The sequence below is a fragment of the Kitasatospora sp. NPDC007106 genome, assembly GCF_040634455.1.
GTDB classification, from domain to species: Bacteria; Actinomycetota; Actinomycetes; order Streptomycetales; family Streptomycetaceae; genus Kitasatospora; species Kitasatospora arboriphila.
In genome coordinates this window covers 1-22,455 of record NZ_JBEYFP010000025.1, presented here as the reverse complement: position 1 = coordinate 22,455, position 22,455 = coordinate 1, and the positions used below count along the sequence as shown (strand labels likewise).

At 72.1% G+C, this 22,455-nt stretch carries 16 protein-coding genes, 1 tRNA gene and 1 pseudogene; 7 read left to right on the top strand and 11 right to left on the bottom strand.

Annotated elements, in window-relative coordinates; translation table 11 throughout:
* The first annotated feature begins 1 nt into the window (after position 1).
* Positions 2–853, top strand: a complete 852-nt coding sequence (locus ABZ641_RS05180; RefSeq protein ID WP_344624022.1) for an ABC transporter ATP-binding protein — start codon at positions 2–4, stop codon at positions 851–853.
* A complete protein-coding gene (locus ABZ641_RS05175) occupies positions 850–1,566 on the top strand; it encodes an ABC transporter ATP-binding protein (RefSeq protein WP_344624021.1) in 717 nt (238 codons plus the stop codon). Before ABZ641_RS05180 ends, ABZ641_RS05175 begins: the two co-directional genes overlap by 4 nt.
* A 90-nt stretch (positions 1,567–1,656) precedes the next feature.
* Here ABZ641_RS05175 and ABZ641_RS05170 read toward each other — a convergent pair whose 3' ends face one another.
* Positions 1,657–2,316 (bottom strand): response regulator, encoded by a 660-nt coding sequence (locus ABZ641_RS05170; protein ID WP_344624020.1) that lies wholly within the window; start codon positions 2,314–2,316, stop codon positions 1,657–1,659.
* A gap of 92 nt (positions 2,317–2,408) precedes the next feature.
* Here ABZ641_RS05170 and ABZ641_RS05165 point away from each other — a divergent pair.
* Positions 2,409–2,491: transfer RNA gene (locus ABZ641_RS05165), tRNA-Leu, on the top strand.
* Between the two features lie 114 nt (positions 2,492–2,605).
* Positions 2,606–3,391 carry a helix-turn-helix domain-containing protein gene (locus ABZ641_RS05160; RefSeq protein WP_359979306.1) on the top strand — a complete coding sequence of 262 codons (786 nt, stop codon included), beginning with the start codon at positions 2,606–2,608 and terminating at the stop codon, positions 3,389–3,391.
* A gap of 18 nt (positions 3,392–3,409) precedes the next feature.
* On the opposite strand, the gene ABZ641_RS05155 is transcribed toward ABZ641_RS05160, so the two are convergent.
* Both ABZ641_RS05155 and pyk read right to left on the bottom strand, forming a co-directional pair.
* Positions 3,410–4,411 carry a hypothetical protein gene (locus ABZ641_RS05155; RefSeq protein WP_359979303.1) on the bottom strand — a complete coding sequence of 334 codons (1,002 nt, stop codon included), beginning with the start codon at positions 4,409–4,411 and terminating at the stop codon, positions 3,410–3,412.
* 185 nt (positions 4,412–4,596) lie between these two features.
* Positions 4,597–6,024: a pyruvate kinase gene (gene pyk / locus ABZ641_RS05150; protein ID WP_344624017.1), complete on the bottom strand. Its 1,428-nt coding sequence runs from the start codon at positions 6,022–6,024 to the stop codon at positions 4,597–4,599.
* A 411-nt stretch (positions 6,025–6,435) separates the two neighbouring features.
* On the opposite strand from pyk, the gene ABZ641_RS05145 reads away from it, so the two are divergent.
* Positions 6,436–8,250: a 5'-nucleotidase C-terminal domain-containing protein gene (locus ABZ641_RS05145; protein ID WP_359979300.1), complete on the top strand. Its 1,815-nt coding sequence runs from the start codon at positions 6,436–6,438 to the stop codon at positions 8,248–8,250.
* A gap of 54 nt (positions 8,251–8,304) precedes the next feature.
* Here ABZ641_RS05145 and ABZ641_RS05140 read toward each other — a convergent pair whose 3' ends face one another.
* Together ABZ641_RS05140 and ABZ641_RS05135 are read right to left on the bottom strand one after the other, a co-directional pair.
* Positions 8,305–9,675, bottom strand: coding sequence for an aminotransferase class III-fold pyridoxal phosphate-dependent enzyme (locus ABZ641_RS05140; protein WP_359979297.1), 1,371 nt, complete (start codon positions 9,673–9,675; stop codon positions 8,305–8,307).
* Positions 9,676–9,759: 84 nt separating this feature from the next.
* Positions 9,760–9,981 carry a DUF6296 family protein gene (locus ABZ641_RS05135; RefSeq protein WP_344624014.1) on the bottom strand — a complete coding sequence of 74 codons (222 nt, stop codon included), beginning with the start codon at positions 9,979–9,981 and terminating at the stop codon, positions 9,760–9,762.
* 154 nt (positions 9,982–10,135) lie between these two features.
* On the opposite strand from ABZ641_RS05135, the gene ABZ641_RS05130 reads away from it, so the two are divergent.
* Positions 10,136–11,059: a hypothetical protein gene (locus ABZ641_RS05130; protein ID WP_359979294.1), complete on the top strand. Its 924-nt coding sequence runs from the start codon at positions 10,136–10,138 to the stop codon at positions 11,057–11,059.
* A gap of 81 nt (positions 11,060–11,140) precedes the next feature.
* Positions 11,141–11,650 (top strand): GNAT family N-acetyltransferase, encoded by a 510-nt coding sequence (locus tag ABZ641_RS05125; protein ID WP_344624012.1) that lies wholly within the window; start codon positions 11,141–11,143, stop codon positions 11,648–11,650.
* 55 nt (positions 11,651–11,705) lie between these two features.
* On the opposite strand, the gene ABZ641_RS05120 is transcribed toward ABZ641_RS05125, so the two are convergent.
* The 6 genes and pseudogenes from ABZ641_RS05120 to ABZ641_RS05095 all read right to left on the bottom strand — a co-directional run.
* A complete protein-coding gene (locus tag ABZ641_RS05120; protein WP_359979291.1) occupies positions 11,706–12,548 on the bottom strand; it encodes an alpha/beta hydrolase in 843 nt (280 codons plus the stop codon).
* A 64-nt stretch (positions 12,549–12,612) separates the two neighbouring features.
* Complete coding sequence (locus ABZ641_RS05115) at positions 12,613–14,070, bottom strand: aldehyde dehydrogenase family protein (protein WP_359979288.1); 1,458 nt, start codon at positions 14,068–14,070, stop codon at positions 12,613–12,615.
* 68 nt (positions 14,071–14,138) lie between these two features.
* Positions 14,139–15,005: a helix-turn-helix transcriptional regulator gene (locus ABZ641_RS05110; protein ID WP_344624009.1), complete on the bottom strand. Its 867-nt coding sequence runs from the start codon at positions 15,003–15,005 to the stop codon at positions 14,139–14,141.
* A gap of 298 nt (positions 15,006–15,303) precedes the next feature.
* Positions 15,304–16,764, bottom strand: a complete 1,461-nt coding sequence (locus tag ABZ641_RS05105; RefSeq protein ID WP_344624008.1) for a glutamate synthase subunit beta — start codon at positions 16,762–16,764, stop codon at positions 15,304–15,306.
* Positions 16,757–21,352: a glutamate synthase large subunit gene (gltB, locus tag ABZ641_RS05100; protein ID WP_344624029.1), complete on the bottom strand. Its 4,596-nt coding sequence runs from the start codon at positions 21,350–21,352 to the stop codon at positions 16,757–16,759. Before gltB ends, ABZ641_RS05105 begins: the two co-directional genes overlap by 8 nt.
* Positions 21,353–21,834: 482 nt before the next feature.
* A pseudogene (locus ABZ641_RS05095) lies at positions 21,835–22,362 on the bottom strand (VIT1/CCC1 transporter family protein); the annotation flags it as partial.
* Positions 22,363–22,455: the final 93 nt, after the last annotated feature.

Sequence of the window (22,455 nt, the reverse complement as noted above, 5' to 3'; positions counted from 1 at the left end):
CATGACCACCCAGACCGTCCCGGCCCCCCGCCCCGAGGGCACCGCGGCCGCCACCCCCCTGCTCGAAGCCAGCGGCGTCGTCATGCGCTTCGGCGGCCTCACCGCCGTCAACAACGTCGACCTCACCGTCAACAAGGGCGAGATCGTCGGCCTGATCGGCCCCAACGGCGCCGGCAAGACCACCTTCTTCAACTGCCTCACCGGCCTGTACGTCCCCACCGAGGGCACCGTCCGGTACCAGGGCACCGTCCTGCCGCCCAAGCCCCACCTCGTCACCTCCGCCGGCATCGCCCGGACCTTCCAGAACATCCGGCTCTTCGCCAACATGACCGTCCTGGAGAACGTCCTCGTCGGCCGCCACACCCGCACCAAGGAGGGCCTGCTCTCCGCCCTGCTGCGCGGCCCCGGCTACAAGAAGGCCGAGGCGGAGGGCCGCGAGAAGGCCATGGAACTCCTGGAGTTCATCGGCCTCGACCACAAGGCCGACCACCTCTCGCGCAACCTCCCCTACGGCGAGCAGCGCAAGCTCGAGATCGCCCGCGCCATGGCCAGCGAGCCCGGCCTGCTGCTGCTCGACGAGCCCACCGCCGGCATGAACCCGCAGGAGACCCGCGCCGCCGAGGAGCTCGTCTTCGCGATCCGCGACAAGGGCATCTCCATCCTCGTCATCGAGCACGACATGCGGTTCATCTTCAACCTGTGCGACCGCACCGCCGTGCTCGTCCAGGGCCAGAAGATCGTCGAGGGCGACAAGGAGACCGTCCAGAACGACGAGCGCGTCATCACCGCCTACCTCGGTGCGCCCCTCGAGGGCGCCACCGACACGGCAGCAAGCACGGAGGAAGACCAGTGACAGCTCTTCTCGAGGTCGAGGACCTCCGCGTCTCCTACGGCAAGATCGAAGCCGTCAAGGGGATCAGCTTCTCCGTCAAGCAGGGCGAGGTCACCACGCTCATCGGCACCAACGGCGCCGGCAAGACCACCACCCTGCGCACCCTGTCCGGGCTGCTCAAGCCCACCCAGGGGAAGATCACCTTCGACGGGCAGGCGCTCTCCACCGTCCCCGCCCACAAGATCGTGTCGCTGGGCCTGGCCCACTCCCCCGAGGGCCGGCACATCTTCCCGCGCATGAGCATCGAGGAGAACCTCCTCCTCGGCGCCTTCCTGCGCAAGGACTCCACCGGCATCACCGAGGACGTCGAGCGCGCCTACGCGCTCTTCCCGATCCTCGGCGAGCGCCGCAAGCAGGCCGCGGGCACCCTGTCCGGCGGCGAGCAGCAGATGCTCGCCATGGGCCGCGCCCTGATGTCCCGTCCCAAGCTGCTCATGCTGGACGAGCCCTCCATGGGCCTGTCCCCGCTGATGATGCAGAAGATCATGGCGACCATCGTCGAGCTCAAGGCCTCCGGCACCACCATCCTGCTCGTCGAGCAGAACGCGCAGGCCGCGCTCTCGCTCTCCGACCGGGGCTACGTCATGGAGACCGGCCGCATCGTGCTCACCGGCACCGGCGCGGACCTGCTCCACGACGAGTCCGTCCGCAAGGCCTACCTCGGCGAGGACTGACCCGGCACACGCAGCAGGAGGCCCGACCGCATCGGCGGCCGGGCCTCCTGGCGTTCCCGGTGCGTCCCGGGCGGAGCCGCGTCAGCCCCGTCAGCCCTCGTCCTTGCCCGCGTCGGCCTTCTTGCGGTCCTGCGCCTCGCCCTCCTCGATCACGGCCTGCGCCACGGCGGCCATGGTCATCCGGCGGTCCATCGAGGTCTTCTGGATCCAACGGAACGCGGCCGGCTCGGTCAGCCCGAACTTCGTCTGCAGCACGCTCTTCGCCCGGTCCACCAGCTTGCGGGTCTCCAGCCGCTGCGAGAGGTCGGCGATCTCCTCCTCCAGCGTGCGCATTTCGGTGTAGCGCGAGACCGCCATCTCGATCGCCGGCACCAGGTCGCTCTTGCTGAACGGCTTCACGATGTACGCCATCGCACCGGCGTCCCGGGCCCGGTCGACGAGCTCGCGCTGCGAGAACGCCGTCAGCATCAGCACCGGGGCGAGGTGCTGCTCGTGGATCCGCTCGGCCGCCGACAGACCGTCCAGGACGGGCATCTTCACGTCCAGGATCACCAGGTCCGGCTTCAGCTCCTCGACCAGCTTCACCGCCGTCTCGCCGTCCCCGGCCTCACCGACGACGGTGTATCCCTCCTCCTCCAGCATCTCCTTGAGGTCCAGGCGGATCAGCGCCTCGTCCTCGGCGATGACGATGCGGGTGATCTGGGGCGACTCGATCTCAAGCGGCTGGGGCTGCTCGTCGGCGGTGCTCACGGGGCTCCTTGTTCCGGCGGGGTGCTGCATGCACGAGCCTACCTAGCTGCGGCATCAGACGCGCACAGGGTATCCTGCTCACGCCCAGCCGAGCCGGGTTGGTGGAACGGCATACACGGATGTCTCAAACACATCTGCCCGAGAGGGCTTGCGGGTTCGAATCCCGCACCCGGCACCTTTGACCGCTTGCGATTCACAGGCGTTACCGCCGATACGGCATTTTCACCATCACGGGTGAGTTCGTCCCCGTCCGCTCCGCACCCGAGCCTCGCGGCCGCACCGTGGACGCATGAGCGAACCCACGGTGAGGGAACAGGCCGTCGGGCTGCTGCGCGCGGGCGTGCCCAACGCGGAGGTGGCCCGCCGGCTCGGGGTGCCGCCCGGCACCGTCGCCTGGTGGAAGCACCGGGAGAACGCCCGCCGCGGCGAACTGCCCGGCCGCAAGCGGTCGACCTGCCCGCACTGCCACGGCGACCCGCTGGACACCGCCGCCTACTGCCACCTGCTCGGGCTCTACCTCGGCGACGGCCACATCCTCCACCCTCCGCGGCAGCGGGCGCCGCACCTCACCGTCACCTGCGACGACCGGTGGCCGGGCGTCATGGACTCGGTGGAGCGGGCGATGCGGCGGGTCCTGCCGAACAACTCCCCGTGCCGGGTACGGCGCGAGGGCTGCCACGACGTCAAGGTGTACTCCACCCACCTGGTCTGCCACTTCCCCCAGCACGGCCCGGGCCGCAAGCACGAGCGCCGGATCGTCCTGGAGCCCTGGCAGCAGGCGGCGGTGGACGCCCACCCGTGGGAGCTGCTGCGCGGGTTGCTGCACTCCGACGGCTGCCGGATCACCAACTGGGCCACCCGCACGGTGGGCGGCACCGTCCGCCGCCACGAGTACCCGCGCTGGTTCTTCACCAACACCTCCGCCGACATCCGGCGCATCTTCACCGACACCCTCGACGCGGTCGGCGTCGAGTGGCGGGCCTCGGCGCCGCGCCCCCGGGGCCAGGTGAACGTCTCGGTGGCGCGGCGTGCCTCGGTGGCGCTGGTGGACGCGCACGTCGGCCCGAAGTGGTGACCCCCGGGTGCGGGCGGGTCAGCCGACGGGGCCGGCGGCCGTGACGCCGGTGACGTGGAAGACCGCGGTGGCGGGGGTGCCGTTGCGGTCGGGGTCGGTGACGGTGAGGGTGTAGTCGCCGTCGGCGGCGCCGCTGAAGACGAACCAGGCGGCCTGGTTCTGACGGGTGGGCCGGTCCGGGTAGATGGCCTCGATGGGGGCGCTGCTGGGGCCGACCTCCTGGCCGCCGGGCAGGCGCAGGCGCAGGCTGTCGCCGCTGACGGCCATGCCGGCGGGGCCGACGGTGCCGGTCATGTCGTAGGTGAGGTAGAGGGCGCGCTCACCGAGCTTGAGCGGGGAGTTGGCGGTGTCGGCGCGCAGTTGGGCGCTCTTGAGGGTGAGGGCGAGGCGGCCGCCGGTGACGGTGTGGGCGGCGGGGAGGGCGAGGTCGAGGGGCTTGAGGTCGGCGGCGGGTCGGCCCCCGTTGCCGAGCGGGAGGACCGCCTGGTTCTGGCCGGGGTCGCCGAGCACGAGGGAGGCTCCGTCGAGGGTGAAGCCGGCGGGGGTGGTGAAGGTGATCGGGAGGGTGTTGCTCGCGCCGGGGGTGGGCGGCACGGCGGTGCCGTGGTCACCGGCGAGGGGGGTGCCGTTGACGTCGACGGAGATGGTGGGCCAGTCGTTGACGGGCGTGGTGCGGAAGGTGTTGGTGACGGTGGTGGTGAGGACGAGCCGGCCGCCGGTGGTGTCGGTGGCGGGCGTGGTGGCGGCGGTCTTGACGTCGAAGCGCAGGCCGCCCGAGTAGAGGGTGCGGCCGATGGTGGTGGTGCCGGCGGCGCCGGCCGCGGTGTGACCGGCGGCGGTCGCACCGGTCGCGCCGGTCACGGTGGCGGTGGCCTTGGCGGGTGGTGCAGCGGGGCTGCCGGCACCGTCGGGCGTGCACGCGGTGGCGAGGCCGACGGCGAGGAGGACGGTGGCGGTGGCGAGGGCGTTGGCTCTTGCGGTGCGGGTTCTCGCGGGGCGGGGTCTGGCGCTGTTGCTCATGGTCGGTGCTCCCCTTCGGGCGGCCCTGCTGCCGGGCCGGTCGGGGGGAACGTACCCGCGGCGGGCGGGCGGGAGGCGGGCTGTCACCGGATGGGGACGGTTCCGGTGCGCCGTCGGGGTGTTCGCAGCGCCGGTGTGACGGTGCGGCCCCCGCCGGGGCGGGGGCCGCGGGTGAACGGGCCGCCTCAGTTGTCGAGTTCGCCGACGTGGTGGACGCGGACGAGGTTGGTGGATCCGGCGAGGCCGGGGGGCGAGCCGGCGGTGATGACGACGATGTCGCCCTTCTTGCAGCGGCCGAGGCCGATGAGTTGGGCGTCGACCTGGGCGACCATCTCGTCGGTGGTGGGGACGAACGGGCCGAGGAAGGTCTCCACGCCCCAGGTGAGGGCGAGTTGGCTGCGGACGGCGGGTTCGTAGGTGAAGGCGAGGACGGGGATGGGCGAGCGGTAGCGGGTGAGGCGGCGGGCGGTGTCGCCGCTCTGGGTGAAGGCGATGAGGTACTTGGCGTGCAGGAAGTCGCCGATCTCGGCGGCGGCGCGGGCGACGGCGCCGCCCTGGGTGCGGGGCTTGTTGCGGTCGGTGAGCGGGGGGAGGCCGGCGGCGAGGACGTCCTCCTCGGCGGCCTCGATGATGCGGCCCATGGTGCGGACGGTCTCGACGGGGTACTTCCCGACGGAGGTCTCGCCGGAGAGCATGACGGCGTCGGTGCCGTCGAGGACGGCGTTGGCGACGTCGGAGGCCTCGGCGCGGGTGGGCCGGGAGGCGTGGATCATCGAGTCGAGCATCTGGGTGGCGACGATGACCGGCTTGGCGTTCCGCTTGGCGAGCTTGATGGCGCGCTTCTGGACGACGGGCACCTGCTCCAGGGGCATTTCGACGCCGAGGTCGCCGCGGGCGACCATGATGCCGTCGAAGGCGTCGACGATGGCGTCCAGGGCGGCGACGGCCTGCGGCTTCTCGATCTTGGCGATGACGGGGAGCCGGCGGCCCTCCTCGTCCATGATGCGGTGGACGTCCTCGACGTCGCGGCCGCTGCGGACGAAGGAGAGGGCGACGACGTCGGCCCCGAGGCGGAGTGCCCAGCGCAGGTCGTCGACGTCCTTGTCGCTCAGCGCGGGCACGGAGACGGAGATGCCGGGGAGGTTGAGGCCCTTGTGGTCGGAGACGAGGCCGCCCTCCAGCACGGTGGTGCGGATGCGGGGGCCGTCGACGGCGGTGACCTGGAGGCAGACCCGGCCGTCGTCGACGAGGACGTGCTCGCCGGGGAGGACGTCCTCGGCGAGGCCGGCGTAGGTGGTGCTGCAGAGGTCGCGGGTGCCGGGGACGTCCTCGACGGTGATGGTGAACTCGTCGCCGCGTTCAAGAAGTACGGGACCGTCGGCGAAGGTGCCGAGCCGGATCTTCGGGCCTTGGAGATCGACGAGGATGCCGACGCTGCGGCCGCTCTCGTCGGCGGCCTTGCGGACCCGGTGGTAGCGCTCCTCGTGTTCGAGCTGGGAGCCGTGGCTGAGGTTGAACCGGGCGATGTCCATGCCGGCCTCGACCAGGGCCTTGATCTGGTCGTACGAGTCGGCGGCGGGCCCGAGTGTGCAGACGATTTTTGCTCGGCGCATGCCTGTAGAGCGTAGGGATTACCGGGGCGTAACAACGGTGTTCCGGCGGGCTGCCTTGCGGCTGTTGCAGAAAGTTTTGATTAACAAACTGACACAACGTGAGCTTTGGCGCTGTGAGATCGAATTGGCGTCCGAAGCGGTCGCCGCCGACCTGCGGGAACGCGGCGGGCGGCCGGGGCCGGCGGCCCGGAGGGTGAGCCGGGTGGCAGCGGGTTGACGGTGTGTCGGTCCGGTGGCGGACCGGTCGCGGTCATGTCGGGGTCACCGACATCTCACCTGTCCGCAACGTCGGGGGGCTGTCGCGGCGGGCGTTTTGGCGGCAGACTTCTACGCGCGTTTCTCTACGCGCGTCACCACCGGTCGGCAGCACCGCGGCCGACCGTCCGTCACCGCCCCACGCTGGAGTCCTCCATGCCCCTGAACCGCCGTGAGTTCGTCTCGCGCTCGGCCGCCACCGCGGCCGGTGCCGCCCTGGCCGGCGGCCTGCCGGTCGTCGCGGCCGCCCCCGCCGCCGCGGCCCAGGGCGCGGACGCCCGCAAGGCCCCGCAGAAGCAGGGCTTCACCGTGATGGGCACCACCGACCTGCACGGCCGGGTGCTCAACTGGGACTACTTCACCGACGCCGAGTACGACGACAAGGCGCACAACGACGTCGGCCTCGCCAAGATCTCCACCCTGGTGAAGCAGGTCCGCGAGGAGAAGGGCTGCCACCGCACCCTGCTGATCGACTCCGGCGACACCATCCAGGGCACCCAGCTCGCCTACTACTACGCCCGCATCGAGCCGATCACCGCCAAGCGCCCGCCGCGCCACCCGATGGCCGCCGCGATGAACGCCATCGGCTACGACGCCGCCGCCCTCGGCAACCACGAGTTCAACTACGGCATCCCGCTGCTGCGCGCCTACGAGGAGCAGCTGGACTTCCCGCTGCTCGGTGCCAACGCGCTGTACGCCAAGAACGAGCGGCCCGCCTTCGAGCCGTACGTCATCAAGGAGATGCACCTCGGGCACGGCCGCCCGCTGCGGGTCGGCATCCTCGGCCTGACCAACCCGGGCATCGCGATCTGGGACAAGGCCAACGTCTCCGGCAAGATGGTCTTCCCGGGGATCGTCGAGGCGGCGAAGAAGTACGTGCCGCGGATGCGCGCGGCCGGCGCGGACGTCGTGGTGGTCTCCTCGCACTCGGGTGCGGACGGCGCCACCTCGTACGGCGACCAGCTGCCCTGGGGCGAGAACGTGTCGGCGCAGCTCGCCGAGGAGGTGCCGGGCGTCGACGCGGTGCTGGTCGGCCACGCGCACAAGGAGATCCCGCAGCGGCTGGTGGTGAACAAGCAGACCGGCAGGAACGTGGTGCTGTCCGAGCCGCTGTGCTGGGGCCAGCGGCTGACCTGCTTCGACTTCGAGGTGGAGTTCTCGCACGGCTCCTGGCAGGTCACCTCGGTCAGCTCGCGGGTGCTGAACTCCAACACCGTGCCGGAGGACCCGGAGATCGTGAAGCTGATCGCGGGCCAGCACAAGAAGGTGGTGGCGTACGTCAACCAGGTGATCGGCACCTGCAAGACCGAACTGTCCATCGCCGAGGCGCCGTTCAAGGACGTGCCGATCATCGACCTGATCGGCCGGGTGCAGGCCGACACGGTGAAGGCGGCGCTGGCGTCGACCGAGTACGCGAACCTGCCGGTGCTGGCGCAGGCGGCGCCGTTCAACCGCACCGCGGTCATCCCGGCGGGCGACGTGCGGCTGCGCGACGCGGCGGGGCTGTACATCTACGAGAACACCCTGGAGGCGCGCATCCTGACCGGTGCGCAGATCAAGGACTACCTGGAGTTCTCGGCGCGGTACTTCGCGCAGCTGGCGCCCGGTGCGCCGGTGGACCTGGGCACGCTGACCAACGCCGGTTCCACCCCGGACTACAACTACGACTCGGTGTACGGCGTCTCGTACGACATCGACGTGGCGCAGCCGGTGGGTTCGCGGATCGTCGGCCTGTCGTTCAACGGTGCGCCGATCGACCCTGCCGCGCAGTTCGTGCTGGCGGTGAACAACTACCGTGCGGGCGGCGGCGGCAACTTCCCGCACGTGGCGGCGGCGAAGCAGGTCTGGTCGAACTCGGACGAGATCCGCAACACCATGATCGCCTGGGTGAAGGCCAAGGGCGTCATCGACCCGGCGGACTTCGGCGCGGTGTCCTGGCGCCTGGTCCGCGCGGGCGTGCCGCTGTTCTAGGGACGGGTCGGGCCACGGGGGCGCGGGAGACCGCGCCCCCGTGTGCTGCCGGCCTCAGGCCGCGCACATCTCGTCGAGGAAGGCGTCGAGGACGCCGAGGTAGGTGTCGACGTCGGCGGTGTCGTGGGCGAATCCGGCGTGCGGGCCGGAGGATCCGATGGCGTCCCAGACGCCGCGGTTGGCGAAGTAGACCCGTCGTGCGTCGGTGAACAGCGGGTCGAGGCCGGCGTGCGCCTCGCGGGCGTTGCGGGGCAGTTCCGGTTGCAGGCAGTAGCCGGAGCGGGCGCCGAACCGGTGGGCGCGCCAGGGCAGTCCGCGGCTGCGGGCGGCGGCCTCGATGCCGTCGGCGAGGCGTTCGCCGAGTCGGGCGATCCGCTCGTGCTCGGCCGGGGTCATCAGTTCGGTGAGGACGACCTCGGCGCAGGCCAGCGAGAGCGCATTGGCGAACAGCGTGCCGCCGAGGGCGAGCCCGACGGTGTCGCCGAGTTCGTCGGCGAGCTGGGCGGCGACCAGGTCGGCGAGGTCGGCGATCATGCCGAGGGCGCCGATCGGGATGCCGCCGCTGATGCCCTTGCCGCCGGTGACCATGTCGGGGGCGATGCCGTAGTGGGTGACGGCGCCGCCGTAGTGGTCGAACTGGGTGTGGGTCTCGTCCGTCACCAGCAGCGTGCCGTGGCGGGTGCAGGCCTCGCGCAGCCCGGGCAGGAAGCCGGGTTCGGGCAGGACGGTGCCGCAGTTGGTGAGCACGCCCTCGATCAGCACCGCCGCGCAGCCGCGGCGGCTCAGGACCCGTTCGGTGGCGGCGAGGTCGTTGAAGTCGACGACGGCGACGTCCGGCGGCGCGGCCAGTCCGGTGGCCTCCGGAACCGGTCCGGTGCCGTCGTCGGTCCAGAGCGTCTCCTGCAGTTGGCCGTGGTACTTGCCGGCGAACAACAGCACGCCCTGCCGGCCGGTCGCCGCGCGGGCGATCCGCAGCGCTTCGGTGTTGGCGTTCGACGCGGAGAGGCTGAACTGCCACTGCGGGAGGCCGAAGCGCAGCCGCAGTTGGTCGCAGACGGCGAGCGCGGACTCGGTCGGCAGGAACAGTTGGACGCCGCGGGCGGCCTGGGCGGCGACGGTCTCGGTGAGCCGGGGGTGCGCGTAGCCGAGGACGGTCGACATGTCGCCGACGTTGAAGTCGAGGTAGCTGTTGCCGTCGACGTCGGTGAAGGACGGTCCGGCGCCGTGGGCGACCCACAGCACCGGGGTGCGGTAGAAGCCGGCCATCCACTGCATGGGCACGCCGCCGGGCATCCGGGTACGGGCCCGGGCGGTCAGGGCGAGCGAGCGGGGCACGCGCGCCCGGAAGGCGGCGTCCTCGCGCTCGCTGATCGCCGTGAGGGCGCGGCGCTGCCCGGCGTCGAGGGCGGGGGTTGCAGGGTCCATCGGCGTCCCTTTCGTGCGCGCGGCCGCGGTGCCCGCCGGGCCGGCCGGGGCGGGCGCGGCGGGCCGGGGCCGTACGGGTTCGGGTCAGGCGCGGCGGTGGACGGTGGACGGCGGGGTGAGTTCCTGGCGGCCGCCGGTGGCGAGCATCCGGACCTCGTCGCGGTCGCTGATCTCGGCGCGGACGATGCCGCTGTCGTCGGTGTACACCGGGTGCCCACCGGGGCCGAGGGTGCCGGTGGGACGAACCACCACGATGTCGTCGGTGTCCTGGCCGGGGTGCGGGAAGGACAGCTCGTACTCGGTCATGGGGCACCTCCTCGGGCCGCGCGGATGCGGGACCGCTCACCAGTCTCGCGCCCCGGGGCGGTCCGCGCGCCCCGGGAGCGGGAGCGGAACCCGTCGGCGGGCCGCTGCGTCCCACTGCCGTTCGGTTGGTTCGTACCGGTAGGGGGTTTCTCGGATGCGCAGGGGTGTGGTGGCGGCACTGCCGGCATTGCTGGTGGCGTGTGCGCTGGCGGGCTGCGGCAGCACGGTGGTGCGCGGCGGCCCGCAGGAGGGCGGCGCGACGGCGGACGGGCCCGCGCGGCAGCGGGCGGCCGAGGTGGCGGCGGCGTGGCCCGGGTCGGCGCAGGAGAAGGTCTGGAGGTCGGGCTACTACCCGGTGGGTGTGCCGGCGGAGTGGCTGCCGCAGGACGCGTTCCACAGCGGTGCGGACAAGGACGCGTACCAATCCGGGCGGCTGGTGCTGGCGGGCGGGCTGCCGCAGACGTTCTCGGGGCTGGCGCAGGTGCGGTGGGTGGACGGTTCGCAGCTGACGCTGCCGCTGCGGTCGGCGGATGCGGTGTTCCGGTCGCTGACGGAGGGCAGGCCGGGGTGCAACGGAGGCTGTGAGCGGCCGCTGAAGGTGACGGGCGCGGAGCCGGGGACGCGGGAGGTGTCGACCAGCCGCGGGCGGGCGGAGATCCCGGTGTGGCGGTTCCGGATCGCGGGGTACGCCGATCCGTTCACCTATCCGGCGGTGGAGTCGCAGCAGCCGCCGTCCGGGCCGGCGAAGGAGGTGCCGGGGGCGCGACCGGCGTCGTTCTCGTCGGTGTCCGCGGACGGGCGGACCGTGACGGCGGGGGTCGCGCACGGCAGCTGCGAGCGGGTGGAACGCACCGAGGCGTACGAGACGGGCGCGGCGGTGGTGCTGATCGCCCGGGTGCGGTCGACGGTGCAGCCGGGGACGGTGTGCGACCTGGCGGCGCACATCTCGCCGGCGCAGTTCCGGCTGGCCGGCCCGCTGGACGGCCGGGTGGTGCTGGACCTGGCCACGGGCGCGCCGCAGGTGCCGACGGGGGCCGTGGACGGCGGTCCGGCACGCGGCCAGGACGGCGGCCAGTAGCGGACCGTTCCCGGGCCCTGGCAGCGGCGAGCCCGGCGGGGGCAGGATCGGATCCTCTGCGAGAAGGGGCGGTGGTTCTTCGTGTGGCGTACCGAGCGGCTGGTGCTGCGGCTGTGGGAGGCCGGGGACGCGGCGCGTGCCCTGGACCTGTACGGGCGGTGGGAGGTCGCCCGGTGGCTGGGGGCGCAGCCGCGGGTGCTCGCCGACGAGGCGGAGGCGCTGGCGCTCGTCGAGCGCTTCCGGGGACGGTCGGCGGACCCGCGGTTCGGGGTGTGGGCGGTCGAACGGGCCGACACCGGGGTGGTGGCCGGCTCGGTGCTGTTGGTGCCGCTCCCGGACGGGGACGGCGAGGTGGAGGTGGGGTGGCACTTCCACCCGGACTCGTGGGGGAACGGCTTCGCCACCGAGGCCGCGCGGGCCGCGGTGGCGAAGGGCTTCGCGGACGGCCTGCCGGAGATCCGGGCGGTCGTCCGCCCGGGCAACGCCCCCTCGGCGGCGGTCTGCCGCCGCCTCGGCATGACCCTCCAGGGCCGCACCACCCGCTGGTACGGCACCGAACTGGACGAATTCCTCCTCACGGCAGGCGACTAGCCACCTGGGTGCCCCACGCGCCCCTGAGGGCTGCCCCCTGGTGGTTGGGCAGCCCTCAGGGGGTGGCCCGGGCGGCCAGTCGGGTGAGGGTGTCTTCGGCGGTGGTGAGGACGGAGATGTGGCCGTCGTCGGGGCGGGTCCGCAGGTCGGCGGTGGGGATGCGGTCGGCGAGCCAGCGGCTGTGGGCGGCGGGGACGATGCGGTCGCGTTCGCCGTGCACCAGCAGGACGGGTGTGCGGATCCGCCCGGGGTCGAAGCCCCAGGGGGCGGTGTAGGCGAGGTCGTCGTCGATCAGTGCGGCGGGGCCGGCGGCGACGGCGGGGCCGACGACGGTGTCGAACCAGGACCAGACGCCGTGCAGGGCGGCGAGGTCACCGGGGGTGAACTCGCAGTCGTAGTCGGCGCCGTGGTCCCGCTGGTGGCGTTCCTTGGCGGCGCGGCCCGCGGCGGCGGCCCGCAGCGAGGCGACCCCGGAGTCGGTCATTCCGGCGTACCAGTCGAGGCCGTCGGCGCCGTACGGGGCGAGTCCGGCGACGGAGGCGGCGGCGAGGACGCGGTCGGGCAGCAGGGCGGCGCAGGCGAGGGCGTGCGGCCCGCCGCCGGAGTGGCCGAGGACGGCGAAGCGTTCGATGCCGAGGCTGTCGGCGAGGGCGGCGGTGTCGGCGGCCGCGGAGGCGACGTCCCGGCCGGGGAGGGGTGTGGAGCCGCCGTAGCCGGGGCGGTCGTAGGAGACGAAGCGGATGCCGAGCCGGGCGGCGGCGGGCAGCAGGGGTGCGGGCGGTGTGCCGAGGTTGGGGGTGCCGTGGTGCCAGACGACGGTGAGCGGGGCGTCGGCGGGCCCGGTGTCGTAGTGGCGGAGGGTGCGGCCGTCGGGCAGGGCGAGCTGATGGTCCGTCATGGCGCGGACGCTACCGGCCGGGGCCGACAACGGGCCCCGGCCGGTGGTGCGCCGGGCGGGATCGTCAGAACGGGAAGCGGCTGCGGCCGTGCTGGATGGAGATCCACTTGACGGTGGTGAAGGCCTCGACGGTGGCGTCGCCGTTGAGGCGGCCGACGCCGGAGTTCTTCTCGCCGCCGAAGGGGACGATCGGCTCGTCGGCGATGGTGCCGTCGTTGATGTGGATCATGCCGGTCTCGATCCGCTGGGCGAAGCGGACGCCGCGCTCGATGTCGCCGGTGTGGACGGCGCCGCTGAGGCCGAACGGGGTGTCGTTGGCGATCTCGACGGCCTCGTCGTCGCCGTCGAAGGGCACCACGACGACGACCGGGCCGAAGATCTCGCGGCGCAGCACGGGGGCGTCGTGCGGGACGCCGGTGAGGACGACCGGGTCCATCAGGGTGCCGACGGTGGTGCCGCGGAGCAGGACCTCGGCGCCGCCGGCGACGGCCTCGTCGACCTGGGCGGTGATGGCGTCGGCCTGGGCGGAGTTGATGAGCGGGCCGATGTCGGTGGCCGGGTCCTGGGGGTCGCCGACGGTGAGGGTGCGGATCTTGGCGACGAACCTGGCGGTGAACTCGTCGAGGACGGAGCGGTCGACGAGGACGCGGTTGGCGGCCATGCAGACCTGGCCCTGGTGGGCGAACCGGCTGAAGACGGCGGCGTCGACGGCGTAGTCGAGGTCGGCGTCGTCGAGGACGACGAGGGCGCTGTTGCCGCCGAGTTCGAGGACGGTGCGCTTGAAGTGGGAGGCGGCGACGGTGGCGACGTGCCGGCCGACGGCGTCGGAGCCGGTGAAGGCGATGACCTTGGGGACGGGGTGCTCGATGAAGGCGTCGCCGATCTCGGCGATGTCGGTGAGGACGACGTTGAGCAGGCCGGCGGGCAGGCCGGCGTCCTCGAAGAGCTTGGCGATCAGGGTGCCGCCGGTGATCGGGGCGTCCTGGTGGGGCTTGAGGACGACGCCGTTGCCGAGGGCGAGGGCGGGGGCGACGGCCTTGAGGGAGAGGAACAGCGGGAAGTTGAACGGGCTGATGACGCCGACGACGCCGACCGGCAGGCGGTAGAGCCGGTTCTCCTTGCCGTCGACCGGGGAGGGCAGGATGCGGCCCTCGGCGCGCAGCGAGAGCTGCATGCACTCGCGGAGCATGTCCTTGGAGAGGGAGATCTCGAAGGCCGCCTTGAGGCGGGTGCCGCCGAGCTCGGCGATGATCGTGTCGGTGATCTCCTGCTCGCGGTCCTCGATGAGGCGCAGGACGCGTTCGAAGACGAGGCGGCGGGCGTACGGGTTGGTGGCGGCCCAGGTGCGCTGGGCGCGCTGGGCGGCCCGGTACGCCTGGTCGACCTCGTCGGCGGTGGCGACGGTGATGGCGGCGAGCTTCTCGCCGTCGTAGGGGTTGATGTCGACGATGTCCCACGAGCCGCTGCCGGGGCGCCACTGGCCGTCGATGTACTGCTGCGACAGTTCCGTGAAGTGAGACATCCGCTGCCTTTCGGTGAGGTCCGCCCTCGCGACCGGATTTGACGGAACCTCATCCTACTGACCGACGATCAGATGTCCTGGAGAACGGAGCGGAGAAGGGTCAGTGAACGCTCGGGAGAGAGGCTGGCCTCGCTGAGCCGACGCAGCGCCGCGGCGTACTCGGCGACCTCGGTCGGCCGGTCCAGGTAGAGGGCGCTGGTGAACTGCTCCAGGTAGACGACGTCGGGCAGTTCGGACTCGGTGAAGCCGAGGACGGAGAACGCGCCGGCCTCGGCGCCGGGCAGGTCGGTGCCGAGCGGCACCACCTGCAGGGTGACCTCGGGGCGGGCGGCGGCCTCGATGAGGTGCCGGAGCTGGCCGCGCATCACCTCCGGTCCGCCGCAGGGGCGGCGCAGGGCGGCCTCGTCGATGACGGCGTGCAGGGCGGGGGTGCGGCCGCCGGCGAGCAGTTGCTGGCGGCGCATCCGGACGGCGACCCGGCGGTCGACCTCCTGCGCGGTGGCGTGGTGCCGGCCGAGCAGGACGACGGCGCGGGCGTACTCCTCGGTCTGCAGCAGCCCGGGGACGAACTGGATCTCGTAGCTGGCGATCGAGGCGGCGGCCTCCTCCAGGCCGAGGTAGGTCTGGAACCAGGTCGGGACGACGTCCTCGTAACCGTGCCACCAGGAGACGGCGTTGGCCTCGGCGACGAGGCCGAGCAGGGTGGCGCGCTCCTCGCCCCGGTCGAGGCCGTAGAGGGTGAGCAGGTCGGCGACGTCGCGTTCCTTGAAGCCGACCCGGCCGAGCTCCATCCGGCTGATCTTCGACTCGGACGCGCGGATCGAGTAGCCGGCCTCCTCGCGGGTCACGCCGCGGGCCTCGCGCAGCCGCCGCAGCTGGGAGCCCAGCAGCAGCCGGTGCGCGGTCACCCCGCCGCCCGTGTGGAGCATGCTCATCGCGCCGACCTCCGTGTCCGGTGGGGCAGTTGCCCGTCGGGCGCAGTCTGCCACCAGGGTCGGACAGCGGGAAGGGCGCGCCACGCCGCTCCCAGCCGATTGCCAGGAAAGTCGTGGAGTGCACGCCAGGTGCGGGCCGTCGGCATGCCGACGACGGGCGGCGGACGGGCCGGAACAGCAGGCAGCGCCTGCCCCCAACTGGTCGGGGAGTGGGCAGGCGCTGCAACCGCAGGGTCCCGGCGGCTCTGGCGGGTCGCGGTGTTACTGCAGCCGGAGTTGTCTCCGGTCGTGCGGGGTGTCAGACCACCAGGGGGCGGTCCGTCGGGCGGATCGGGGCGGGCAGCGGGGTCTTGCCGCCGAGGTACTTGTCCACCGCGGCTGCGGCGGAGCGGCCCTCGGCGATCGCCCAGACGATGAGCGACTGGCCGCGACCCGCGTCACCGCAAACGTACACGCCCTCGACGTTGGTGGCGAACTTGCCGTCACGGGCGACGTTGCCGCGGGCGTCCAGCTCGACGCCGAGCTGCTCGACCAGGCCGTTCTTGACGTCGGTGCCGGTGAAGCCCATGGCCAGGGTGACGAGCTGGGCCGGGATGGCGCGCTCGCTGCCGGGCACCTGCTCGAACTTGCCGTCCTTGAACTCGACCTCGACGAGGTGGAGCTGCTGGACGTTGCCGTCCTCGTCGCCGCTGAAGTGGGTGGTGGAGACGGAGTAGATCCGCTCGCCGCCCTCCTCGTGCGCGGAGGTGACCTTGTAGGTCATCGGCATGGTCGGCCAGGGCTGGTGGCCGGGGCGCTCCTCGCCGGGGCGCGGCATGATCTCCAGCTGGGTGACCGAGGCCGCGCCCTGGCGGTGGGCGGTGCCGACGCAGTCCGCGCCGGTGTCGCCGCCGCCGATGACGACCACGTGCTTGCCCTTGGCGCTGATCGGGGAGTCGACGTAGTCGCCCTCCTGCACCTTGTTGGCGAGCGGCAGGTACTCCATGGCCTGGTGGATGCCGGCCAGCTCCCGGCCCGGGACGGGCAGGTCGCGGGCGGTGGTGGCGCCGGCCGCGACGACGACCGCGTCGAAGCGCTCGCGCAGCTGCTGGCCGGTGATGTCCTCGCCGACGTGGACGCCGGTGCGGAAGCGGGTGCCCTCCGCGCGCATCTGCTCGATGCGGCGGTTGATGTGCCGCTTCTCCATCTTGAACTCGGGGATGCCGTAGCGCAGCAGGCCGCCGATGCGGTCGGCGCGCTCGTACACGACCACGGTGTGGCCGGCCCGGGTGAGCTGCTGGGCGGCGGCCAGGCCGGCCGGGCCGGAGCCGACGACGGCCACGGTCTTGCCGGACAGGCGCTCCGGGACCTGCGCGGCGACGCCGCCGCGGTCCCAGGCCTTGTCGATGATGGTGACCTCGACGTTCTTGATGGTCACCGCGTCCTGGTTGATGCCGAGGACGCACGCCGACTCACAGGGCGCCGGGCAGAGGCGGCCGGTGAACTCCGGGAAGTTGTTGGTGGCGTGCAGGCGCTCGATGGCGCCCGTCCAGTCGTCCCGGTAGGCCAGGTCGTTCCACTCGGGGATGAGGTTCCCGAGCGGGCAGCCGTTGTGGCAGAACGGGATGCCGCAGTCCATGCAGCGGCCGGCCTGCTTGGTGATGATCGGCAGGAGGCTGCGCTCGACGTAGACCTCGTTCCAGTCCCGCAGACGGACGTCCACGGGACGGCGCTCGGCCAGCTGCTTCGGGGTGGTCAGGAAGCCCTTCGGGTCAGCCATGTGCCGCCTCCATCATCTTGCGAGTGGTCTCGGACTCGGAGAGCCCGTCGCGCTCAGCGGCATCCTTGGCGGCGAGCACAGCCTTGTAGTCGGTGGGCATGATCTTGGAGAAGCGGGAGACGCCGCCGCCCCAGTCGGCGAGGAGCTCGGCGGCCACGGTGGAGCCGGTCTCCTCGTAGTGCTGCTGCACGGTCTCGCGCAGCCAGTCGCGGTCCTTGGCGTCGGGGGCCTCGATGCCGACCATGCCGCCGTTGACGTTGGCCGGGCGCAGGTCGAGGACGTACGCGATGCCGCCGGACATGCCCGCTGCCAGGTTACGCCCGGTCTCGCCGAGGACGACGACCCGGCCGCCGGTCATGTACTCGAGGCCGTGGTCGCCCACGCCCTCGACGACCAGGGTGGCACCGGAGTTGCGGACGGCGAAGCGCTCGCCGGCCTTGCCGCGCAGGTGGACGCGGCCGCTGGTGGCGCCGTAGCCGATGGTGTTGCCGGCGATGACGTGGTTCTGCGCGTCGGCGCCGATGGCCGCGGCGTCGCGGGCCGGGCGGACGACGATGACGCCGCCGGACAGGCCCTTGCCGACGTAGTCGTTGGCGTCGCCCTCCAGGCGCAGGGTCACGCCCTTCGGCACGAAGGCGCCGAACGACTGGCCGGCGGAGCCGGTGAAGGTCACGTCGATGGTGCCCTCGGGCAGGCCCTCGCCGCGGTACTTCTTGGTCACCCGGTGGCCGAGCATGGTGCCGACCGTGCGGTTGACGTTGCGGATCGGCAGCTGGATCCGGACGGCCTCGCCGCGCTCCAGGGCGTCCTCGGCCAGCTCGATGAGCTGGTTGTCGAGGGCCTTGTCGAGCGAGTGGTCCTGCACGGTGGTGTTGTGCAGGGCCGCGCCCTCCGGCAGCTCGGGCACGTGGAACAGCGGCGCCAGGTCGAGGCCGGCGGCCTTCCAGTGGCCGATCGCGGCCTGGGCGTCGATGTGCTCGGCGTGGCCGACGGCCTCCTCGATCGAGCGGAAGCCCAGCTCGGCGAGGATCTCGCGGACCTCCTCCGCGATGAACTCGAAGAAGTTCACCACGAACTCCGGCTTGCCGGAGAAGCGGTCGCGCAGCACGGGGTTCTGGGTGGCGACGCCGACCGGGCAGGTGTCCAGGTGGCAGACGCGCATCATGATGCAGCCGGAGACCACCAGCGGGGCGGTCGCGAAGCCGAACTCCTCGGCGCCCAGCAGGGCGGCGATGACGACGTCGCGGCCGGTCTTCAGCTGGCCGTCGGTCTGCACGACGATGCGGTCGCGCAGGCCGTTCAGCAGCAGGGTCTGCTGGGTCTCGGCGAGGCCGAGCTCCCAGGGGCCGCCCGCGTGCTTGAGCGAGGTCAGCGGCGAGGCGCCGGTGCCGCCGTCGTGGCCGGAGACCAGCACCACGTCGGCGTGCGCCTTGGAGACGCCCGCGGCGACGGTGCCGACGCCGACCTCGGAGACCAGCTTCACGTGGATGCGGGCCTCGGGGTTGGCGTTCTTGAGGTCGTGGATCAGCTGGGCCAGATCCTCGATGGAGTAGATGTCGTGGTGCGGCGGCGGGGAGATCAGGCCGACGCCCGGGGTGGAGTGCCGGGTGCTGGCGACCCACGGGTACACCTTGTGGCCGGGCAGCTGGCCGCCCTCGCCGGGCTTGGCGCCCTGGGCCATCTTGATCTGGATGTCGTCCGCGTTGACCAGGTACTCGCTGGTGACGCCGAAGCGGCCGGAGGCGACCTGCTTGATCGCGGAGCGGCGCTCCGGGTCGTACAGGCGGTCCGGGTCCTCGCCGCCCTCACCGGTGTTGGACTTGCCGCCGAGGCGGTTCATCGCGATGGCGAGGGTCTCGTGCGCCTCGCGCGAGATGGAGCCGTACGACATGGCGCCGGTGGAGAACCGCTTGACGATCTCGGAGACCGGCTCGACCTCGTCGATCGAGATCGGGGTGCGGTCCTTGGCGTCCAGCTTGAACAGGCCGCGCAGCGTCATCAGGCGCTCGGACTGCTCGTTCACCCGGGAGGTGTACTGCTTGAAGATGTCGTACCGCTTGTTGCGGGTGGAGTGCTGCAGGCGGAAGACCGTGTCCGGGTCGAACAGGTGCGGCTCGCCCTCGCGGCGCCACTGGTACTCGCCGCCGATCTCCAGCGCGCGGTGCGCGGCCGGGATGCCGGAGGCCGGGTACGCCTTGGCGTGGCGGGCGGCGGTCTCCTTGGCGATCTCGTCTAGGCCGATGCCGCCGAGCTTGGTGGTGGTGCCGGCGAAGTAGCCGTCGACCAGCCCCTGGGAGAGGCCGATCGCCTCGAAGACCTGGGCGCCGCGGTACGAGGCCACGGTGGAGATGCCCATCTTCGACATGACCTTGAGCACGCCCTTGCCGAGCGCCTTGATCAGGTTCTTGATGGCCTTCTCGGGCTCGACGCCCTGGATGAAGACGCCCTGCGCGACCAGGTCCTCGACGGACTCCATCGCCAGGTACGGGTTGACCGCGCCGGCGCCGTAGCCGACCAGCAGCGCGACGTGGTGCACCTCGCGGACGTCGCCGGCCTCGACGATCAGGGACACCTGGGTGCGCTGCTTGGTGCGGATCAGGTGGTGGTGGATCGCGGAGGTGAGCAGCAGCGACGGGATCGGCGCGTGCTCGGCGTCCGAGTGGCGGTCGGAGAGGACGACGATGCGGGCGCCGTCGGCGATCGCGGCGTCGGCCTCGGCGGCGATCTCGGCCAGGCGGGTGGCGAGGCCGGCGCCGCCGGTCGACACCTTGTAGAGGCCGGACAGCGTGACGGCCTTCAGGCCGGGCTGGTCGCCGTCGGCGTTGATGTGGATCAGCTTGGCCAGCTCGTCGTTGTCGATCACCGGGAAGGTGATGCCGACGGAGCGGCAGTGCGAGGGCTGCGCGTCGAGCAGGTTGCCCTCGGGGCCGAGATTGCTCAGCAGCGAGGTGACGAGCTCCTCGCGGATGGCGTCCAGCGGCGGGTTGGTGACCTGCGCGAAGAGCTGCACGAAGTAGTCGAACAGCAGGCGCGGCTTCTCGGAGAGCGCGGCGATCGGCGAGTCGGTGCCCATCGAGCCGAGCGCCTCGCCACCGGTCTTGGCCATCGGCGCCAGGATGACGCGCAGCTCCTCCTCGGTGTAGCCGAAGGTCTGCTGACGGCGGGTCACCGAGGCGTGGGTGTGGGCGATGTGCTCGCGCTCGGGGAGCTTGGCGAGCTGGATCTGCCCGGCGGCGACCCACTCCTCGTAGGGGTGCTCGCCGGCGAGGGCGGACTTGATCTCCTCGTCCTCGACGATGCGGCCCTCGGCCGTGTCGACCAGGAACATCTTGCCGGGCTGCAGGCGGCCCTTCTTGACGACCCGCTCCTGCTCGATGTCGAGCACGCCGACCTCGGAGGAGAGGACGACGAGGCCGTCCTCGGTGATCCAGTAGCGGGCGGGGCGCAGGCCGTTGCGGTCGAGGACCGCGCCGACCTGGGTGCCGTCGGTGAAGGTGACGCAGGCCGGGCCGTCCCAGGGCTCCATCAGGTTGGAGTGGTACTGGTAGAAGGCGCGGCGGGCCGGCTCCATGGTGGCGTGGTTCTCCCACGCCTCCGGGATCATCATCAGCACGGCGTGCGGCAGCGAGCGGCCGCCGAGGTGGAGCAGCTCCAGGACCTCGTCGAAGGAGGCCGAGTCGGAGTGGTCCGGGGTGCAGATCGGGAAGATCCGGTCCAGGCCCCGGCCGTTGGCGTTCGCGGGGATGAGGTCGGTGGCGAGCTGGGACTCGCGGGCGGTCATCCAGTTCCGGTTGCCCTTGACCGTGTTGATCTCGCCGTTGTGCGCGACGAAGCGGTACGGGTGGGCGAGCGGCCAGCTCGGGAAGGTGTTGGTCGAGAACCGCGAGTGCACCAGGCCGACGGCGGAGGCGTAGAGCCGGTCCGACAGGTCGGGGAAGAAGGGCTCCAGCTGGCCGGTGGTCAGCATGCCCTTGTAGACGATGGTGCGGGCGGACAGCGACGGGAAGTAGACGCCGGCCTCGCGCTCGGAGCGCTTGCGGACGACGAAGGCGATCCGGTCGAGCTCGATGCCGGCCTTCTCGCCGTGCGACACGAAGAGCTGGCGGAAGCGCGGCATGACCGAGCGGGCGGTGGCGCCGAGCAGGTCCGGGGTGACCGGGACGTCGCGCCAGCCGAGGACGGTCAGGCCCTCCTCGGCGGCGACGGCCTCGACGGCCGCGACCGCGGCGGCGTCGGCGGCGTCCTCGTCGGGGAGGAAGGCGATGCCCACCGCGTAGGAGCCGGCGGCCGGCAGTTCGAAGGAGACCTTGCTGCGCAGGAAGGCGTCCGGGACCTGGGTCAGGATGCCCGCGCCGTCACCGGAGTCCGGCTCGGCGCCGGTGGCGCCGCGGTGCTCCAGGTTGCGCAGGACGGTCAGCGCCTGGTCGACGACAGTGTGGTCGGCGATGCCGGTCAGCGTGGCGACGAAACCGACGCCGCAGGCGTCGTGCTCGTTCCGCGGGTCGTACAGGCCCTGAGCAGCAGGTCGCGCATCCGGAACGAGCGCGTACGGGCGGCTGGCCTGCGCGGGCTCGTTGGCGGAGTGCATGGATGCAGACAGCATCGGCTCTCCCGTCGTCGTCTTGTGGCTTGGGAGCACACCGTCCGGCCGGGGGGCCGGAGGGGCTTGGTGCATTAAGGGACGACGTTGGCCCTCTGCGAATTTTCGTGCAGGTTACATGATGCCGGACATCTTGCGAAGTGGAACAAGGCGTCCACATGGCGGACATAACCCGCAGGTCAGCAGCGGTTACCGGCTAGTAGGACCGGCCCGGCGCAACGCGCAACGGTGCGCGTGTTTCCACCAGTGTGCCCAACGGTCGCGCGGGTGAAACAGAGCCGAAACGCCCTGGCCATGCACGCGTGGACACTGCTCCTGCGATTCCATCCCGCACGACCGAGTGCCGGGATGGAATCGAGGGCCGGAAGCCGCCGCGGAGAGCGTAGAACAGGCATGGACCACCGGCCCATGTGTGGAACGTCACGCACCGCTCGGCATATCCATGCGGCGCGCTGTGGCATCGCACGAGGTCAGCCGAGCTGTCCACCGATGAGCCGGCCCAGCAGGAAGGTCAGCCCGGCGGCCGCGCCGCCCAGCGCCAGCTGCCGTAGGCCGCTGAACCACCAGCTGCGCGCGGTCACCCGGGCGACCACGGCGCCGCACAGGAACAGGCCCAGCGCGGAGGCGATCAGCGCCGGCCAGAGCGCCGTCGCGCCCAGCAGGTACGGCAGCAGCGGCAGCAGCGCGCCCAGCGCGAAGCAGCCGAACGAGGAGGCGGCCGCGACCAGCGGCGAGGGCAGGTCGTCGGGGTCGACGCCCAGCTCCTCGCGGGCGTGCACGGCGAGGGTCTTCTCGGGGTCTCGGGAGAGCTGCCGGGCCACCTCGTGCGCCAGCTCCGGCTCCACGCCCTTGGCCACGTACAGCTGGGCGAGTTCGGCGAGCTCGCCGTGCGGGTTGCGGCGCAGCTCGATCCGCTCGGCCTCGATCTCCGCCTCCACCAGCTCGCGCTGGGAGGCGACCGAGGTGTACTCCCCCGCCGCCATCGAGAAGGCGCCGGCGCCGCGCCGTCGTCGGCCTCGTCGCTGACGTACTTGACCAGCCGCACCGGCACCTCGGCCCGGCGGGCGACGGTGGCGATCGCGTAGCCCTCC

Excerpts from the sequence above, each read along its gene's own strand:
- ABZ641_RS05180 (WP_344624022.1), top strand. The coding sequence starts at position 2 with ATGACCACCCAGACCGTCCCGGCCCCCCGCCCCGAGGGCACCGCGGCC.
- ABZ641_RS05160 (WP_359979306.1), top strand. The coding sequence starts at position 2,606 with ATGAGCGAACCCACGGTGAGGGAACAGGCCGTCGGGCTGCTGCGCGCG.
- ABZ641_RS05155 (WP_359979303.1), bottom strand. The coding sequence starts at position 4,411 with ATGAGCAACAGCGCCAGACCCCGCCCCGCGAGAACCCGCACCGCAAGA.
- pyk (WP_344624017.1), bottom strand. The coding sequence starts at position 6,024 with ATGCGCCGAGCAAAAATCGTCTGCACACTCGGGCCCGCCGCCGACTCG.
- ABZ641_RS05145 (WP_359979300.1), top strand. The coding sequence starts at position 6,436 with ATGCCCCTGAACCGCCGTGAGTTCGTCTCGCGCTCGGCCGCCACCGCG.
- ABZ641_RS05140 (WP_359979297.1), bottom strand. The coding sequence starts at position 9,675 with ATGGACCCTGCAACCCCCGCCCTCGACGCCGGGCAGCGCCGCGCCCTC.
- ABZ641_RS05135 (WP_344624014.1), bottom strand. The coding sequence starts at position 9,981 with ATGACCGAGTACGAGCTGTCCTTCCCGCACCCCGGCCAGGACACCGAC.
- ABZ641_RS05130 (WP_359979294.1), top strand. The coding sequence starts at position 10,136 with ATGCGCAGGGGTGTGGTGGCGGCACTGCCGGCATTGCTGGTGGCGTGT.
- ABZ641_RS05120 (WP_359979291.1), bottom strand. The coding sequence starts at position 12,548 with ATGACGGACCATCAGCTCGCCCTGCCCGACGGCCGCACCCTCCGCCAC.
- ABZ641_RS05115 (WP_359979288.1), bottom strand. The coding sequence starts at position 14,070 with ATGTCTCACTTCACGGAACTGTCGCAGCAGTACATCGACGGCCAGTGG.
- ABZ641_RS05110 (WP_344624009.1), bottom strand. The coding sequence starts at position 15,005 with ATGAGCATGCTCCACACGGGCGGCGGGGTGACCGCGCACCGGCTGCTG.
- ABZ641_RS05105 (WP_344624008.1), bottom strand. The coding sequence starts at position 16,764 with ATGGCTGACCCGAAGGGCTTCCTGACCACCCCGAAGCAGCTGGCCGAG.
- gltB (WP_344624029.1), bottom strand. The coding sequence starts at position 21,352 with ATGCACTCCGCCAACGAGCCCGCGCAGGCCAGCCGCCCGTACGCGCTC.